Below are 18,047 nucleotides of genomic sequence, written 5' to 3' on the forward strand. Positions count from 1 at the left end.
GTGACGGATTATATTTCAACTTTAAATGACCCTCAGCGGCAGGCTGTGCTCTATGGCGACGGCCCGCTGATTATTATAGCCGGCGCGGGATCGGGCAAAACCCGCGTTTTGACCTACCGGATTGCGCATTTGATTGAACGGGGCATTGATCCATTCCGGATTTTATCCCTGACGTTTACCAACAAAGCCGCCGGTGAAATGCGTCACCGGATCGAAAGTGTGGTTGGCACCGAAGCCCGCAACATCTGGATGGGCACCTTCCACTCCGTTTTCGCCAAGATTCTGCGGATCGAAGCCAAAGCCCTCGGCTACACCAGCAATTTTTCCATTTACGATACCGACGACTCCAAGTCGCTGCTGCGGAGCATCATCAAGGAATTCGGGCTGGATGATAAGATTTACCGCCCCAACGTGGTTTTCTCGCGGATTTCGGGGGCCAAAAACCGGCTCGTTGGTCCGGCCGATTACCTCGCGAATCCGCTGATCCAGACCGACGACGCGGCCGCCCGCATGCCCGAAGTTGGCCGGATTTACAAGGCTTACGCGCTGCGCTGCTTTCAGGCCAATGCGATGGATTTCGACGATCTGCTCTACAATACCAACGTTCTTTTCCGCGATCACCTCGATATTTTGAACAAGTATCAGCACAAATTCAAGCACGTGCTGGTCGATGAGTTTCAGGATACGAACGTTTCGCAGTACCTTATTACCCGAAAATTATCGGCGGTTCATCAGAATATCTGCGTCGTGGGCGACGATGCGCAGAGTATTTACGCCTTCCGGGGCGCCAACATCGAGAACATTCTGAATTTTGAGAAAGACTTTCCGGACGTTCACACGATCAAGCTGGAGCAGAATTACCGCTCGACCAAAACCATCGTCAACGCGGCCAATTCCATCATCGCCCGAAACCGCGCGCAGTTGCGGAAAAGCGTTTTTACCGACAACGAAGACGGTACGCTGATCGACGTGATCAAAGCCTCTTCCGACAACGAGGAAGGTCGTCTGATTGCCACTTCGCTCTTCGAAGCCAAGATGCAGGAAGGGCTGCGCAACACCGATTTCGCGATTCTGTACCGCACCAACGCCCAGTCGCGGGCGTTTGAAGAAGCGCTCCGGCGGCTGAGCATCAAATACCGCATCATCGGCGGTTTGTCGTTTTACCAGCGGAAAGAGATCAAGGATTTGCTGGCGTACCTGCGGTTTACGGTCAACCAGAGCGATGAAGAAGCGTTCAAACGGATTATTAACCTGCCCAAACGTGGAATTGGCGATACCACAGTCGCTAAAATTTCGGTGGTGGCATCCGAAAATCAGGTGTCGATCTGGGAAGTCGTCAGCAACGTGACCAAATACGTAGCTGGGCGGGCCGGAATTGCCATCGAAGCGTTTTCCGATCTGATCAAAAGCTACCAGTTGTTGCTCGATAAGAAAGATGCCTACGATGTGGCCGCGCACGTTGCGAAAACATCCGGTATCCTGAAAGAACTGTACGACGATAAAACCGTCGAAGGCTTGTCGCGGTACGAAAACGTGCAGGCCTTGCTCAACTCGATCAAGGAATTTGTCGACAATCCCGACAACGACGACAAGAGCCTGAGTGCCTTTCTGCAGGTGGTTTCGCTGCTGACCAGCGCCGACGAAAAAGACGACGACGGCGATAACGACAAGGTGACGCTCATGACCATCCACGGCGCGAAAGGGCTGGAGTTTAGGAATGTCTACATTGTCGGTTTGGAAGAAGACCTGTTCCCGTCGCAAATGATGCTCGAAAGCCGGGCCGATCTGGAAGAAGAACGCCGGTTATTTTACGTGGCTATCACGCGCGCCGAGAAAAAACTAACGGTTTCGTACGCCGAATCACGGTATCACTACGGTCGGTTGAAAGTTTGCGAACCCAGCCGGTTTTTGCTGGAAATCAACCCGGACTTTCTGAAAATGGCCAAAATGCGGAAAACGGAACGGGAAGATACGCCGGAGCCGAAGCGGGAAACGCCGTCTGGCGGCTCGATGAGTTTTGTGCGGAGTCTGGCGCAGAAAACCGCCCGGCAACAGACGCCCCAACCCACCGCAGCCCACGTTCCTTCCACGGATTTTGCGCCCAGCGACACCTCCAAACTGGCCGAAGGCATGCGCGTCGAGCATATGAAATTCGGGTTTGGGCTGGTACAGAAAATCGACCAGAACGGCAACGACCGCAAAGCCGTTATCCTGTTTGAAACCGCCGGTGAAAAGACATTATTGCTGAGTTTTGCTAAATTGAAGATCGTTTGACTTTTGATAGCTGTCAGGTCTTCAAGACCTGACAGCTATCAAATAAGTATACCGGCCCGATTCCTGCCTTTTGCTTCAAACGATCTCCTGCCCGTATGGTCTCCGATGTCAATGCCGGTTCTGCACCGGTTCTTACGCAATCTGTGGACGCCGTCAAGTCCCGCCGACTTTCCTCCATCGACGCCCTGCGCGGTTTTGATATGTTACTGATTGCGGGCGGAGGTGCCTTTATCGAACGACTCAACGGGAAAACCGGCTTAGCCTGGGTCGACTGGATTGCCAGTCAGCTGACACACCCGCAGTGGCACGGTTTTACGTTTTACGACTTTATTTTCCCGCTTTTTCTGTTTATCGCCGGGGTTTCGCTGTCGTTTTCCCTACAGGCTGGCCTGGAAAAAGGAATGGAAAAACCGGTTTTATACCGGAAAGTGTTTCGCCGGATGGTCATTCTGATTCTGCTCGGTATTGTTGATAAAAATGTTCCGCTGGATATCTTCAATCCCGGCCACATCCGCTACGGGTCGGTGCTGGGCCGCATCGGTCTGGCGTCGTTTGTAGCCACGCTTTTGTACCTCAATTTCTCCTGGAAACAGCGGCTGTATTGGGTGGGCGGTATTTTGCTGGGTTATTATGCGGCCCTGTTTCTGATTCCGGTGCCGGGTTACGGTGCCGGTGATCTTTCCTTCGAGGGCAATCTGGTGGGCTGGGTTGACCGGACGATGATGCCCGGCCGATTGCTTCAGAAAACCTACGACGAACTCGCCATTCTGACGCAGTTTCCGGCGGTTTGTCTGACCATCATCGGAACCATCGCCGGGGAATTGCTGCAATCGGATCGCTCCGAGCGAACCAAATTGACGTACCTGATAGCGCCCGGGCTCTACAGCATCGGAGCCGCCCTGCTCTGGAGTCTTCACTTCCCGATCAACAAACACCTCTGGAGCAGTTCGTTCATTCTGCTGACGGCCGGAATGGCCTTCTTGTTTCTGGCATTTTTCTACGGAATTATCGACGTGCTGGGTTATCGGAAATGGACTTTTTTCTTTAAAGTGATCGGGTTGAACTCGTTGGTCGTTTACCTGGCTTATCGGTTTATCGATTTTAATCATACATCGAAACTACTTTTTGAAGGTTTTTACCGGCATACCGGCGACCAATGGCACGAATCACTTAATGCGCTGGGGGCGCTGGCACTCGTCTGGACGTTCCTGTATGTGCTCTACCGACACAAGATTTTTGTAAAAATATAATCCCCGGGCATGATCCGTTTTTTTACCGAAGACATCAAATTTACGCTTTCCCAAAAAATACCGACCCGCCAGTGGCTTACCAGACTGGCCACCCGCGAAGGCTTTTCGGTGGGTGAACTGAACTACATTTTCTGCTCCGACGAGTATCTGCTTCAGGTCAATCGCGAATACCTGGAGCACGATTATTACACCGACATCATCACGTTCGACAATTCGGAAGAGGAAAACCGCCTGGAAGGCGACATTTTTGTCAGCATCGACCGCGTCCGCGATAACGCCCAACAACTACAGATTGCCGAAGAACAGGAACTCCGCCGGGTGCTGGCCCACGGTTTACTGCACCTCTGCGGTTTTGGCGACAAAACGGACGACGAAGTGGCCCTGATGCGCCGAAAAGAGGAAGAAAGCCTGGCGAGCTGGGAAGGGTGAATCAAACCGTCGAAACGGTTCTCTCATTCGGGTTTTCTCCTTTCGATCCCACGATTGAAATCATGGGCTGATTTTCAATCGAATCCCTGATCTTATGCTAACCTATTAAGTGGTATGACTTTTTACTTTCCTACACCTTGATTCAATAACGCAAATTTTCGTATTTGCCAACTGTACAACAACCGCATCTCTTACCGAATTTTCTATGCAATTCACCGAAATAGATCAGCATCAGATTCTGGCGCAAGGCGCTACCCTCGAGCAGGTTGATGAACAGATCCAGCATTTCGTCGATAACTTTCCGTATCTGCCCGTGATCAAAGCGGCCACGGTGGGCGACGGACTGATCCGCGTTAATGAACAGGAATTAACCACAATCACGGCGAGTTTCGACCGGAAGGCCCCTGCGCTGTCGTTGCTGAAATTTGTTCCGGCATCGGGTGCGGCTACCCGGATGTTTAAGTCGCTGTTTGCTGCGCTGGAAGGCAAAACCGATAAATCGGTGGAGGAATTTTTCAACCGGTTGTCCGACTTTGCCTTTTACGATGCCCTGAAAGGCGTTTCCGGCGAAACCAACCAGCACGTGCTGAGCGCTTTATTAACGGACGAAGGGCTGGATTATGGGAACCTGCCCAAAGGACTTCTGCTGTTTCACCGGTATCCCGACGGCCCGCGCACACCTGTGGAAGAACACCTGATCGAAGGGGCAGTTTACGCGAATTCCAACGGCCGCGTCCGGATTCACTTCACGGTTTCGCCCGAGCACCGCAGCCGGTTTGAAGCCCTCATTGAGCGCGTTCAGCCGGAGTACGAAGCCAAACTGGGCGTGACGTTTGAAATTACGTTCTCCGAACAGAAAAAATCGACGGACACCATTTCGGTGAATCCCGACAATACGCCGTTCCGCAACGCCGACGGTTCGCTGCTGTTCCGCCCGGCAGGTCACGGCGCGCTGATCGAAAACCTCAACGACATCGACGCCGACGTGGTGTTTATCAAAAACATCGACAACGTGGTGCCGGACGCCCTGAAAGAGCAGACGTTCATCTATAAAAAAGTATTGGGCGCGATTCTGCTCGATATTCAGCAGCAGATTTTCCGGTTTCAGGAAATGCTGGACGACGATCTGATCAGCGAAGGGTATCTGGCCGAACTCGACGAATTTCTGCGGGCAACGCTTTGCGTCCTGCCCCCCGACGGTTTTGATAGCTGGTCACAAGACGAAAAAATCGACTATTTCCGCCGGAAACTCGACCGGCCGCTGCGGGCCTGTGGCATGGTGAAAAACGTGGGCGAACCCGGCGGAGGACCTTTCTGGGCCAAAAATGCCGACGGTTCGGTGTCGCTCCAGATTGTCGAATCGGCACAGATCGACCTCGGAAATGCCGAACAGAAACAGATTTTCGATACGGCTACGCACTTCAATCCGGTCGATCTGGTGTGTGCACTGAAAAACCGGGAAGGTGAAAAATACAATCTGCCTGCTTACCGCGATCCGCAGACCGGTTTTATTACCTCGAAATCGAAAGACGGAAAGGAACTCAAGGCGCAGGAGTTGCCGGGGTTGTGGAACGGCGCAATGGCCGACTGGAATACGGTTTTTGTCGAAGTCCCGCTGATCACGTTCAATCCGGTCAAAACCGTCAACGACCTGTTGCGGAAGGAACACCAGCCGGCGTAGGTTTTGGGTTTACGGTTTTCAGTGGCTGACGCATTAAGAATGAACAATGAATAATGAACAATTAATGCGTCAGCCACTGAAAACCGTAAACTATTTATTCTCCGTATCAATCAGATTCACCTCAACCAACTGGTGTTCGGCTTCCCGGCGGGTGAAAGCGGATAAGGTAGTTTTTTCGTAAACCGCCAGATTGGCGTCGCGAACGCGCTCCATGATGGGGCGAATGGCGCAGGTGACTTCGTCGTTGCAATCGTCGCAGCGAACGTAAAAATTATGCGAGACACAGGGCGTCGGCGCAATCGGCCCGTCAATGACGCGCAACACCTGGGCCAGGTTAACCCGCTCGGGATCAACGCGCAGCAAATAACCGCCCCCTTTCCCTTTCTGGCTTTGCAAAATCCCGTGGTTGCGCAGTTCGAGCAGGATTGCTTCCAGGAATTTTTTAGGGATGTTTTCCTTCGCCGAAATATAAGAAATCAATATCGGTCCTTTTCCAAACTCTTCGGTAAGAACCTTTAAAGCTTTGATGGCATACTTGGCTTTCTTCGAAATCATTGTGCTACAGGTGGTAAACAGGTTCAGGTGTCGGTTCTAGGTACTTTGACAAGGTATTAACTTATTAGTCTATAGACAAGTTCCTCAATAGATTTTGTAGTGATAGATTTGCCCGCAACCGGTGGTAAAAATAAGAAAAAAGCCGGAGCAAAGCCCCGGCCTTTTCGTGCGACACCAAATATAAAGAATTGACTTATTTCAGCGTATAATCCGTGTTTTGGGGATCGAAATTGGTCCAGGTCTCCGTCCAGTCGGTCGTACCAAAAGCACCAACGTAGGTCGTTGCTTCCAGGCCGGCTGGCAGCGTAGCACCACCCGTCAGCAGCGGAGAGCCGGTTTGGGCCAGAATGCCCGGTTTGCCGGTCAATACGTTGAAGTTGGCAGCTAGTTTCAAATCAGCTTCTTTGGCGCTGAAGTTGTTTTTGCGGGTAGCGGCTTTGATCATCGTTGTATCGGCACCCACCAGCGGAGCAACCGCATTAGCGATGGAAATGCCCATATAGTCGCTCTTACCGGTTTTGAAGTTGTTCTGCGCATCAGCCGCTTCCAGTTCCAGTCCTTTCGGATAAGCCGCCGACACCACCGTGTTGTAAATGCTGATGGCCGAGTTCCGGCGAATCCGGAACGCCGAGCGGTATTTGCTGTTTACGGCGCCAGGTCCCAGGAAGAGGCTGACGTTGGCAAATTTGGCCGACGTTTGCGGCACATCCTGCGAACCGGTTCCGTCGTTGTCCGACTCAAATCCGTTCGAGTCCGAACACGTACACTGATCGGCAACCGCCGGATCGCGCAGAATCAAACCGTACTGAACCGTTCCGGCATACCCGTAGTCCGTGTCGAAATCGTCGTCCAGCGTCCGGTAAGCCACTAAATGCTTCGCATTAACCGTACCGCCAAACCATTCGATGGCGTCGTCACCGCTGTACGAAACCTGTACGTAGTCGATCACCGTTCCGTTGCCGACACCGGCCAGCGTCAAACCGTTGATTTCTTTGTCCGTCTGGAAGGCAATTCCGGCAAACTCGATGCGAACGTAGCGCAGGATACCCGAGTTGTCAGCCGCATCGCCCGTAGCACCGCCCGGTACGATGGAAACTTCTTCGCCTTCAATTTTGAAATCCTTTTTGTTGGCCGGAGCTTTACCCAGGATCACCACGCCACCCCAGTCGCCCGCCCGGCGTGAACCGATGGCCTGATTCGAGGTGAAGACGATGGGTTTCGCTTTCGTGCCATCAGCAATGATTTTAGCACCCGGCAAAATGAACAGCGACGCTTTCGAAGCCTGATCGCCTTTGATCACCGTACCCGGTTCGATCGTCAGCGTGACGCCCGGCTGTACGTAAACAAATCCTTTTAATAAATACTGGTTTTTTGCCGCCCAGGTTGTATTCGTCGTAATGTTACCACTTACCTCCGTCACTGAACCCGGCGTTGGTGCCGGACCCAGATCATCATCGTCGCTGCTATTGTTACAAGAAACCATTATGCCCAGTGTCACTACGCTTAACAGCAGTGCCAGCATCCAGGTTGTTACCTTTTTCATACTTGTTTAAATTGGTTGTTAGTTAAGTTGTGTATTATGGTATTCTCTTTTTTTCTTTTTGCCCCTAAATCCCCTGAAGGGGACTTTCGAATCCGATAATTCTGCGTCCAAGTCCCCTTTAGGGGATTTAGGGGCAAAAATTTAGAACTTATAGGTTATCCCCACGGTTGAGTACGACCCGCGCCGGAACCGCTGGTACACGTCGTCGCTGTCCGTAATTTTCTTGTCCAGGTTCGAATCCTGAATCAGGCGGAACGGCTGGTTGAGCAGATCCTGCACACCGGCGCGAACTTCGATGTGTTCGCCCAGGCGCTTGGTCACGGTCAAATCAATGACGTTGCGCGGCATTTCGTAGATCGTCGGCTGCACCGACCGGTCACCCACCGCGAAAATCCGGCGTCCAATCACGTTGTAGAGGACGTTCACCTGCCAGCCCTGTTTCGGATCGGTGTAATAAACCCCCGCGTTAACCAGATACGGCGATTGGCCCTGCAGCGAGCGGTTGTTTTCCTGCCCGACAAACGAGTTGATCACCGAGCTTTTGATCAAAGCCGCATTCAATAAAACCGTCATGTTGTCCAGAAAACCGGAGGCACTCACTCCCCGCAGCGACTTGCGCGCTTCGAGTTCGACACCCATGCTGTAGGCGTTGTTGGCGTTATCGACGGTGTAGGAAACCCCGCTACCCGAGTAGTTGATTTTGGCTTCGATCGGGTTGATGAAGTATTTGTAAAAACCGGCTACCGAAATCAGCTCGCCTTCGCCCGGATAAAACTCGTAGCGTACGTCGGCGTTGTGAATCTTGGCGATCTTCAGGTTCGGGTTACCAACCCGCGACACGTCGTAGTTGAAGTCATAGTAGGCAAACTGCGCCAGCTCGCGAAATTCCGGCCGATTGACGGACATGCTGTAGGCAACGCGGAACAGCGACTTATCCGACAGATTATACGAGGCATTGACCGACGGCAGCGGGCTGAAAATCGGGTTGTCGACCCGGATCGGCTGAACGCCATTCACGACGCTCTGCAATTGCTGGCGGTTGTATTCCCCCCGGAAACCGACGGTCGCATTCAGGCGGGTCGACAGCGGAATGTACGCACCCACGTAGCCCGACACCAGCATGTTCTGGGCGTCGTAATGATCCTGCGTGTTCGTGCCTTCATTGTAAAACAGACCGTTCGGCGACAGGTTGCTGGACCGGAAGAACTGCGACGGGCTCTGCGACAGAATTTCGGCGCTCACATTGTTCGGGTTCACGATCCCGAAATACCGTGCCTTGAACGCCCGGTCTTTATATTCGGCGTAGGCCCCGGCGCGCAGTTTCAGAATCTGTTTGTCGTCGGTATCGGCCGCAGCGGCTTTTTTGTATTCGTAATCGACGCGGCCGGTGGTCACGTATTCGTTCAGGTTCGAGTAAAACCGGGCAGCATTCTGGAAGGTCGGGCTGGGTTGCTGCGGAACGTCGATGCGGAACGGTTCGCTGCTGCCCTGCGGACGGCTCGACGTAAACCGGCGGTAATCCGGTTCCTGGCGGTTCGTGAAACCAAAACCGCCCGTCCAGCGCAACCGGCTCTGGCCGTTCAGTTCGTGCGTACCGTTCAACTGGCCGGTGTAAATGCTTTTCTGTTCGTAGCGGAACGCGTAGTTATTCAGTTCCAGGTTGTTATCGTTGTACCCGTTCCGGATCGTCGTTTCTTTCGTTCCCAACTGATTGAACAGGTTGCGGAACTCGATTTTCGTCCGTGGATTCAGGATCAGCGCCCAGTTGCTCAATACGCCCAGACGCGTGTTTTCCGTCAGCAACTGATCGTTGTAGGCGTATTGAATGTCGCTCTTGCCGGTGGTGGGGTCAGCGGCAAAATACCGGTATTGCTCTACGTTCGAGAACGTGTGGGCGTTGGTGTAGTTGATGTTCGTGAAGGTGGTCAACTCCTTGCTGCCAATGTAAAACCGCTTGCTGAAACCCAACTGCGCCCGTAAATCCGGCGAAACAGCTTTTTTGGTCAGGTCGAAATACGGCGACAGCGCTTTAAACTTGTTGATCACCGGTTCTGACGATGCGCCGAAGACGTTGATCCGGCGTTGCGACGGGAAATTGGTCGGTAACCGGCGGGTTCCGTCGTCGAAACCGAGCCAGTCGGTTTTGCCGCCCTGGTACGTATTCAGGTTTTGGAAGGTCGTGTTGGCGCGGTAGGAAGTCGAAATACCGGCGTAGAAGCTGTTGGCGTCCGGGATGGTTTTGGTGTAGATTTTGATGATCCCGCCCCCGAAGTCGCCCGGCAGCTCGGCGGCTCCCGATTTGAAGATCAGCATCCGGTCGATGGCCGAACTCGGAATCAGGTCGAACGAGAACGATTTGATATCCACCTCGGTAGAGGGCGTAATGACGTCGTTCAGCATCACGGTATTGTAGCGTTCGTTCAGCCCGCGGACGATGATAAACCGGTCGTCCTGGATGGAAACGCCCGGCACCCGGCGGATGACCTGCGACGCGTCGCGGTCCTGGCTGCGGGAAATCTGCTGCGCCGAAATCCCGACGGCTACCTGCTCGATCTGCTTGATTTCGGTGATGACGGCCACTTCGGTGTTGGTGCCGCGCTGGCCCTTCACGACCACTTCCGCGAGGGTTTTGTTGTCTTCGGTAAGTGCCGAGTTGATCAGCGTGGTTTTTCCGGCTTCCACCCGCACGTTGTCGATGGTTTTGGTGGCGTAGGAAATGTAGCTGATTTGCAGTTGGTGAACCCCGGCGGGAACTTTGGCAATTTCGAAGTTTCCTTCGATGTCCGTCACCGATCCGATGACCGGATTAGCCCCGACGACCTGGATGGTGGCGCCGATGATGGCTTCGTTGTTTTTGGCGTCTTTAATCGTCCCTTTCAGGGAGCCGCTCTGAGCGAAGACGGAAATTTGGAGTACTAAAAGGGCAATCGCAGTTAGAAGAAATTTCATGTGTTGGTGTCGTTTTTGAACGACCCAAAGGTAGAGCGGCTATATTACCTCAGTGTTACGGGAAGGTTATGGGAGGGTTGTGATTTTGGGGAGTTGGGAGGATGTAGTGGCTTTATTCAAACATTCAAATCCTATTCTATCAACTAAAACTGGATGATTAGATTCATGCATTTGATCTCTCAAATTATAAAAATCATATATTTCGATCACAATACAAATAAATACAATAAACTACGACAAGAATTTCGCATATTTAAGAGTTGTATGCAATCATTCGAAATCCAATGAAATACAAACAAACTAACGTAACATCCAAAAATGGAATAAATTATTTAAGAAGCGTTGTCGAAGCAAGCTCCTGCCTATTTCATAAAATTGAACAAGAAAACGACTTAGGAATTGATTGTATAATTGAATTTACGAAAGACGAAAAACCAATGCATAAAAGTATTGCTGGACAAATAAAATCCGGTGAGTATTATTATGACCCTCAAAATAACCAATGCAAGATTCCAGTTGACTCTCATCATGAATATTGGACAAAATACCCTTTACCTGTTTATGGATTTGTATTTGTTCCACATTTAGAAAAAGCATATTTCGTAAATATTAAAAGCTATTTAGAAAATAACAAAAACAATACAACTATAAAGTTCGATTGTTTAAGAAGCAATACAATTGATTTAAATAGCTTTAAAAAAATATTCATTCCTAGTATTTTAGGCGATATACCTACACTTAGTTTTGAGGAGGCTACCTCTTTTTTTGAATCCTCCAAGCCGCAAGAATCGTACTTAGGTGCAAAAATTTTATTCAGAAGGTATAAAAATAATTATTTAACTTGGGATAAACTTATAGCCTATTTAGAGAATACTGAGATTGAGATCTTCAACCTAAATGTTATTTATTTTATTTCACATATTCCTTGGCATCCAGACATTTTTCATTATGGTGAATATCAAAATGAAGAAGTGAGAAATTACGCCAAAGAAAAAATCAAAAACTTGAATATAGAAGTCGTTTTAAAACTCTTAAGGCTTATTAATTTGGATGAAGGAATTGTGAGAGGCAGTATAGGTCAATCAATAGAAGCAATTTTATCAAATATTAATAAGATTGAAATATACTTGACAGAAATAATCAATAATAGAAATATTGAATTAGCGACAAAGGAAGTAGCTAGCACTGTTTTAGCATATTACCAAGGCATGGCAAGTATTGAAACTATTAAAAAACTAGTCTCTGAGTCAGAAATCGCGGCTGAAATAATTGCCTTTTTAAAAGAATATAAATCCTATGACTTGTACCAATAGTTATGACTATACAAAATCGCGGGTTAAGGCTATCAGCCAGAAACCCCCACACGGAAAACGAAGAAAACCACCCCAGAAGAAAAATAACAACTTCTAAAACACAACAGTCAACACCCTTGCTAACCTTCCGCCCTCCCTACTTCATCCTCACCATCCTCTTCTTCATCACCGAAGTCCTAATCGCCCTGTTTCTCCACGATAAAATCATTCGGCCATACGTGGGTGATTTTCTGGTGGTTATTTTGATCTATTGTTTTCTGCGCTCCTTCCTGAACACAGCGGTTTTGCCCACGGCTCTATTTGTTTTGGCGTTTTCCTATACGCTGGAAGTGCTGCAATACTTTAACGTGGTTGAACGGCTGGGTCTGGGAAAGTATAAACTGGCGAGAATCGTGATTGGCACTTCCTTTGAATGGATTGATTTACTGGCGTATACGCTTGGCGTTCTTTTCATTTTGTATCTTGAAAAGACAAAAACCGCCCGGCGGTGAGATCAGAGCGGAGTAAGCAAAGCCCATTCCATTGAAGTGTAGCCCAATATTCATTACACACCATCTGACCGACACTATTTAACAAATGGTAAATCCTAGCCAAAAGCGTTTGCTTAGATTGCGCCAATGAAGGGATTGATAGACTATATTTTGAAATTCGGCGACCTGAATAAGCAACAGATTGACCTGATTACAAGCAAAGTAATCGAAATAAGACTTCGCAAAGATGCGTACTTTTCAGAAGCAGGAAAAATACCCCGGCAGGTCGGTTTCGTTGTGGAAGGTGTCGTTCGTGGCTGTTATTACAACAACAAAGGCGAAGAAATTACACGCTGTTTCATTGCCGAAAATAATTTAGTAGTTGATTACGTCAATTTTGAAGCAAATACAGCTTCTGCCGAATATTTACAAGCCTGCACCGATTGCCAACTCATTGTGTTTTCAAAACAAGATTGGGAAGAGCTTTCTCATACCATTGTTGGTTGGGACAACATCAAAAACAAAATGGTGCAACTGTGTATGTACCAGAAATCCAGGAAAAACCCGGTCATTTCGCAAGATGCGACGACACGTTATTTGGAATTTTTAGAAAATTATCCAGCACTGACTAACCGTGTTGCCCTTTCCTATATAGCGTCTTATTTAGGGGTTACGCAACAATCATTGAGCCGAATAAGAAAAAATCTTCACTGAAATCGCTTTTTATCATTTGGTAAAACAGTTCACTTTTAATCACGCAACCTTTGCTTCATTAATTTTAATACAGAAGCAAAATGAAAAAGGCATTAATTACAGGAGCCAACAAAGGCATTGGCCTGGAAACAGCAAAGCAATTGTTAAAAAAAGGATTTTACGTTTACATTGGAAGCCGTGATAAACAACGAGGATTAGAAGCCGTTGAAAAACTGAAAGCCGAAAATTTAACGAATGTTGAAGCCTTTCAGATTGATGTAACTGATGATAATTCGGTAAGAAATGCCCGAATTGAAATTGGTAAAAAATCATCCGTTCTAGACGTTTTGATTAACAATGCGGGTATAAATGGTGGAGCGCCCTATACCGCGCTTGAATCAAGTACCGAGCAATTTCTATCTACCTTTAATACTAATGTGTTTGGCGTAGCAAGAGTTACACAGGCATTTATTGATTTATTACGTAAATCACCTGAACCAAGAATTGTGAATGTAAGCACAAGTGTTGGCTCACTTACATTACAAAGCGATCCGAATTGGTTGGGTTACGACTTTGCAAAATATGCGGTTTATGGTTCTTCAAAATCGGCATTGAATATGTTTACGGTTCATTTGGCTTACGAACTTCGGGACACAGCTTTTAAAGTAAATGCCGTTTGTCCTGGTTACACAAAAACTGATTTTACGAACTACAACGGTGGCGAAGTTGAAGCAGCCGGAAAACGTATTGTGAAATACGCCTTGTTAGACAAAGACGGTGTAACCGGCAAATTTATTAGCGAAGAAATTAATCCAACAACAGGCGAAATTCCCTGGTGACAAATTAATCATGAATGACAAGAAAAAACGGCCTGTTGTATCGTTTTTGTGAATATAGGCTAAGGTATTAAATTTCCATTTCAGCAATTCTATTTCGCCAATGCTTTTTGCATTGGCTTTTTTGCAATTTAGCCACTGACAAAAATAAATAATTAAAAACACTGCTTCCGTTGTCGCTCGCGGCACGCGAGCGACGCCTATCCATAAGACCTCCGGCCCAGCCTTGCAATGATCTAAAAAACCGGCTTCGGGCTGGAAGCCCTCACGAAAACTCCTCGCTTGCAACACGCGAGCGAGAACGAAGATCATCGGCCGTGCCTATCCAGGCTGTCGTTTCGGCAGACAGAATTCTATCCGGCATTCGTTCTAAACTTCAACTTTTGTTTGTTAATTTAGCCGCATCGGCGGTCCGATTCGGTTCCGGGCGGCCGGTTGGTCAATTCCCCAACGGCACAAAGCCCCGGACGGTGGTGGCACATATAACAGACGACAGTAACAACAACAAAACAATGCAGGACATCTTATTTGACTTCATAGCAAAATACATTTCGCTGACGGAAGAGGAGAAGAACGTACTCCTTTCGTTAGACCTGTTCCGCTCGGTTAAGAAGGGGACTATTTTACTCAAAGAAGGACAGAAATCGCGCGATGAGTATTTTGTCCTGAAAGGATGTCTGCGAAAATATTACATCATCGATGGGGAAGAAAAAACAACCGCCTTTTTTACAGAAATGGACGCATTGACACCCCATTGTGTAAAAGAGAATACTCCGTCTGAGTATTTCATCAGTTGTGTAGAGAATACCATATTGATAGTTACAAACCCGGATATGGGCGTTGAAGTAAACGCTAAATTTCCAAAATTTGACCTAATGTGTAGAATGCTGGCCGAAGATCTGTTAGCCCGGCAACAAATCAATTTTGACGAGTTCAAGACGTCTTCCCCTGAACAGCGCTACCTGAATTTACTGCAAAATAGACCGGACCTTATTCAGCGAGTGCCACAACACCAGTTATCTAGTTACCTGGGTATCAAACCCCAATCCCTGAGTCGGTTAAGAGCGCGGATTTTGGAAAAAAGCAAAGGGTAACGTCATTTCTTAACTTAAGTGAACGATTTCAAGCCGATTGCCAATCCATCTTTGCAGCATCGTCTACTATCAAGTATAAAGATATGCAAAAGAAGATTTTCTGGATTGGACTTGCCTTTGTGTTGGCAAGCGGTTTACAGGTGAATGCCCAGCAAAACAGTACGTATAAACGGTGGTTCGTTGGAAGTTCACTGTATATGTTGGGAAATTTTGCCAAAGTAAATAACCCGGAGTATGTGCAATTAAATTTGGGTTATCGAATCACACCGAAAGATGTTCTTTCCCTTGATTTTAAAAGATCCATTTATTCCTGGCCCATCGGTATTCCTTTTGGACCCTCTTTTGATAAACCGGGGCTAAACTATCCCGGACATGCCCGCATACTTGCCCCGACAATAGGATACCAGCGTTTCTGGTGGAAAGGAGTCTTTACATCCGTTCATGCCTTAAATGCTTTTGAAAAATACCTGGACGAGAATAAAAGAAAGATTGGCAATGGCTACACGTTATATCTGAACTTCCATTTGGGTTACCAGCTTAAATTTTTCAAAAACCGGTTCTTTTTTGAACCAGCGATTGGGTGTAGTTATTGGCCTGTAAGAACCCATGTTCCGGAATCTTTTAAATTAGTAGAGAAAAAATGGAACAACTACTTTATTCAGCCTGGTTTTAATTTCGGGTTTAACATTTAGCATCCTTCGCCGGAAATTAACCGGCTGCTTTTCAACATACTATAGGAGCAGTTAGACAAAAGAGAAAAGATGATAGATTATCTCATTAATTTTTAACCGGTTAATCGCTTATCTATTTTCTCTCTTCTTTTATCTGAGTATAAATCCCCCAACAACGTTCTGCCCTGTTCAGGAATCGGTTTTTTTTAGAACCTTTCATGGCGGCCACTTTTGGCTCCGTGTGCATCAACAGGCCGGAAAATTTTAACCCTTGTATAAAGATTATTTTACCCCTAAATCCCGAAGCGTCGGCCCGGCCTAAAGGGGACTTTTTGCACCTTGATTAAGCTGTGTCCAAGTCCCCTTCAGGCCGGGCCGACGCTTCGGGATTTAGGGGCAAGTACAACAGAGTTATCAGACGTAATTCTTAACAATCAATAACTACTTACTACAATGAAAAAGATCGGCATTTATTCCGTGTGGGTATTGCTCGCACCATTCCTTAGTTCATGTGGCATCGGCACTGACCTATCTACTTTTTCAGCATCGTTTAACGTGAAATAGAAAGACATGCAAAAGAAAATTATATTCATTGGTCTTGTCTTACTCATGACGAGTCCGCTCCACCTCAAAGCCCAATATGCCAAAACAGACAGCACGTACAAACGGTGGTTCGTTGGTAGCACGGTATTTTTATTGGGTAATTTGGCTAAGACAAACCCACCCGACTTTTTTCAACTCAATGTAGGCTATCGCATTACCGGGAAAGATGTCATCACACTAGAACCAAAAACCTGGAAGTATGCCTGGCCGAATGGCATTCACCCCTTTTTAAATAACGTATATGGGAAACCGGAAGAAAAATTTCCGGGGTACATTCGGGAGTATGGCTTCTCCGTGGCTTACCAACGATTTTTGTGGAATGGTTTATATGCCGAACTGAATGTCATGCCTGCCTGGCAAACTTTTGTGAATGCGGATGGTAAAAAAATTGAAAATGGATTTCAGTTTTTCAATACGTACCGCGTTGGGTATCACATTAAATTTTTTAAGGACCGGTTTTTTATTCAACCCTCCATTGCAATTACCCACCGTCCTTATCACACCAAAATGCCGGATGGATTTAAACAGTTAGATGATAAATGGTCGAAATTTGTCTTCGGAGAACCGGGATTTCATTTTGGGTTTAATTTCTAGTTGATCATTTATGCATACCCAAAAAATACCCCAAAATGCACTGGAAAATCTGTTAGCAGGCAAGGCATTTGTGTTTGAAATTACGCAGATCTTTCTTTTGATCATACTCGCTGCTGTGACGATTTCATTAATTGGTATATCGTAAAACCCATACATTGCGGAATCCATTGTCGCGGGTGGCTCCTGTTCACAGGGTTTTCGGCTCATTCCCCCACTCGATAAACTCCGCCAAACTTTCCCGACTTGTCGCATTCAGCCAGTAGAATTGTCGCATTCACACTGCCCCGAAATCCGGTTTGTTAACGAGCTTTGTATCGTAACCAAACAGCCCGATGTCATGAGAAAAATAATTGTGATTTCGATGATTACCCTGGATGGAGTATTGCAGGGACCCGGCGGACGGGAAGAAGATACCTCCGGCGGTTTCGAATACGGCGGCTGGAGCGCCCCCTACGGGGATGAAGTAATGGGTTCGATCATGGAAAAACTGATGCAGCCGTCCGATCTTCTGCTGGGCCGAAAAACTTTTGACATCTGGGCGGGCTACTGGCCGCAACATACCGACTTTTGGCCCAGCATCAATGATGTCACCAAATACGTCGTGTCGACAACCCTGACAACCTCCGATTGGCAGAACTCCGTTTTCCTCGACAGTCTGGCCGAGATCGAAAAGCTCAAAAACTCGGAAGGTTCTGACCTGAAAGTCTGGGGCAGCGGAGACCTGATTCAATCGTTACTGAAGCATGATTTAGTGGACGAGCTCTGGCTCCAGATTCACCCGCTGACGCTTGGTCAAGGGAAAAAATTGTTCGAAAATGGCCCGATTCCGGCCGCCTTTACCGTAGCCGAGAGTGTGGTCACCCCAAACGGAGTGTTTATTGCCAATTACAAACGGGCGGGCGACGTAAAAACCGGTGATGTTGGCGCTTAGAAGAAATAAACTATATTCAGACAAGAGAAAAAAGAGAATGGAGCAAGGACTAAGTGACTGGCTAAACTTTATAATTTTCCTTTGTTTCATTTTGCCCCCAACCCCCTGAAGGCCGGGCGGCCGGTGCCGGGCTTCTGATCCGGAATTTTAAGCCCGGCACC

The 18,047-nt window shown here is 48.0% G+C and carries 15 protein-coding genes; 12 read left to right on the forward strand and 3 right to left on the reverse strand.

All coding sequences use genetic code 11. From position 1 onward, the window contains the following. The 4 genes from GJJ30_RS20455 (at window position 1) to GJJ30_RS20470 (ending at window position 5,634) form a co-directional block, all read left to right on the forward strand. Complete coding sequence (locus tag GJJ30_RS20455) at window positions 1–2,274, forward strand: ATP-dependent helicase (RefSeq protein WP_310588343.1); 2,274 nt, start codon at window positions 1–3, stop codon at window positions 2,272–2,274. A 95-nt stretch (window positions 2,275–2,369) separates the two neighbouring features. Continuing rightward, a complete protein-coding gene (locus GJJ30_RS20460) occupies window positions 2,370–3,524 on the forward strand; it encodes an acyltransferase family protein (protein WP_154177025.1) in 1,155 nt (384 codons plus the stop codon). A 9-nt stretch (window positions 3,525–3,533) separates the two neighbouring features. Next, window positions 3,534–3,953 carry an rRNA maturation RNase YbeY gene (gene ybeY, locus GJJ30_RS20465; RefSeq protein ID WP_154177026.1) on the forward strand — a complete coding sequence of 140 codons (420 nt, stop codon included), beginning with the start codon at window positions 3,534–3,536 and terminating at the stop codon, window positions 3,951–3,953. Window positions 3,954–4,158: 205 nt separating this feature from the next. Continuing rightward, window positions 4,159–5,634, forward strand: a complete 1,476-nt coding sequence (locus tag GJJ30_RS20470) for a DUF4301 family protein (protein WP_154177027.1) — start codon at window positions 4,159–4,161, stop codon at window positions 5,632–5,634. A gap of 90 nt (window positions 5,635–5,724) precedes the next feature. Here the strand turns inward: GJJ30_RS20470 and GJJ30_RS20475 are convergent, their stop codons facing one another. The 3 genes from GJJ30_RS20475 to GJJ30_RS20485 form a co-directional block, all read right to left on the reverse strand. Continuing rightward, the gene (locus GJJ30_RS20475) at window positions 5,725–6,189 is read right to left on the reverse strand and encodes an RrF2 family transcriptional regulator (RefSeq protein ID WP_154177028.1); all 465 of its coding nucleotides are present in this window, start codon (window positions 6,187–6,189) and stop codon (window positions 5,725–5,727) included. A gap of 193 nt (window positions 6,190–6,382) precedes the next feature. After that, on the reverse strand, window positions 6,383–7,732 hold the full coding sequence (locus tag GJJ30_RS20480; protein ID WP_229313274.1) for a beta-helix domain-containing protein: 1,350 nt from the start codon (window positions 7,730–7,732) through the stop codon (window positions 6,383–6,385). Window positions 7,733–7,873: 141 nt separating this feature from the next. Then, window positions 7,874–10,681, reverse strand: a complete 2,808-nt coding sequence (locus GJJ30_RS20485) for a TonB-dependent receptor (protein ID WP_154177029.1) — start codon at window positions 10,679–10,681, stop codon at window positions 7,874–7,876. A 284-nt stretch (window positions 10,682–10,965) separates the two neighbouring features. On the opposite strand from GJJ30_RS20485, the gene GJJ30_RS20490 reads away from it, so the two are divergent. The 8 genes from GJJ30_RS20490 (at window position 10,966) to GJJ30_RS20525 (ending at window position 17,886) form a co-directional block, all read left to right on the forward strand. Further along, the gene (locus tag GJJ30_RS20490; protein WP_154177030.1) at window positions 10,966–11,994 is read left to right on the forward strand and encodes a DUF4365 domain-containing protein; all 1,029 of its coding nucleotides are present in this window, start codon (window positions 10,966–10,968) and stop codon (window positions 11,992–11,994) included. 116 nt (window positions 11,995–12,110) lie between these two features. After that, window positions 12,111–12,485 carry a ribosomal maturation YjgA family protein gene (locus GJJ30_RS20495; RefSeq protein WP_229313275.1) on the forward strand — a complete coding sequence of 125 codons (375 nt, stop codon included), beginning with the start codon at window positions 12,111–12,113 and terminating at the stop codon, window positions 12,483–12,485. Window positions 12,486–12,611: 126 nt separating this feature from the next. Continuing rightward, window positions 12,612–13,178, forward strand: a complete 567-nt coding sequence (locus GJJ30_RS20500) for a Crp/Fnr family transcriptional regulator (protein WP_154177032.1) — start codon at window positions 12,612–12,614, stop codon at window positions 13,176–13,178. An 80-nt stretch (window positions 13,179–13,258) separates the two neighbouring features. Further along, entirely contained in the window at window positions 13,259–13,996 is a 738-nt protein-coding gene (locus GJJ30_RS20505) for an SDR family oxidoreductase (protein ID WP_154177033.1), read from the forward strand. Window positions 13,997–14,505: 509 nt separating this feature from the next. After that, window positions 14,506–15,087, forward strand: coding sequence for a Crp/Fnr family transcriptional regulator (locus tag GJJ30_RS20510; RefSeq protein WP_154177069.1), 582 nt, complete (start codon window positions 14,506–14,508; stop codon window positions 15,085–15,087). Between the two features lie 83 nt (window positions 15,088–15,170). Continuing rightward, a complete protein-coding gene (locus GJJ30_RS20515) occupies window positions 15,171–15,779 on the forward strand; it encodes a hypothetical protein (protein WP_154177034.1) in 609 nt (202 codons plus the stop codon). A gap of 549 nt (window positions 15,780–16,328) precedes the next feature. Further along, complete coding sequence (locus GJJ30_RS20520; RefSeq protein ID WP_154177035.1) at window positions 16,329–16,955, forward strand: hypothetical protein; 627 nt, start codon at window positions 16,329–16,331, stop codon at window positions 16,953–16,955. A 337-nt stretch (window positions 16,956–17,292) separates the two neighbouring features. Then, window positions 17,293–17,886, forward strand: a complete 594-nt coding sequence (locus GJJ30_RS20525; RefSeq protein ID WP_154177036.1) for a dihydrofolate reductase family protein — start codon at window positions 17,293–17,295, stop codon at window positions 17,884–17,886. Window positions 17,887–18,047 lie beyond the last annotated feature (161 nt).

Source organism: Larkinella terrae (assembly GCF_009668025.1).
Lineage (GTDB): Bacteria > Bacteroidota > Bacteroidia > Cytophagales > Spirosomataceae > Larkinella > Larkinella terrae.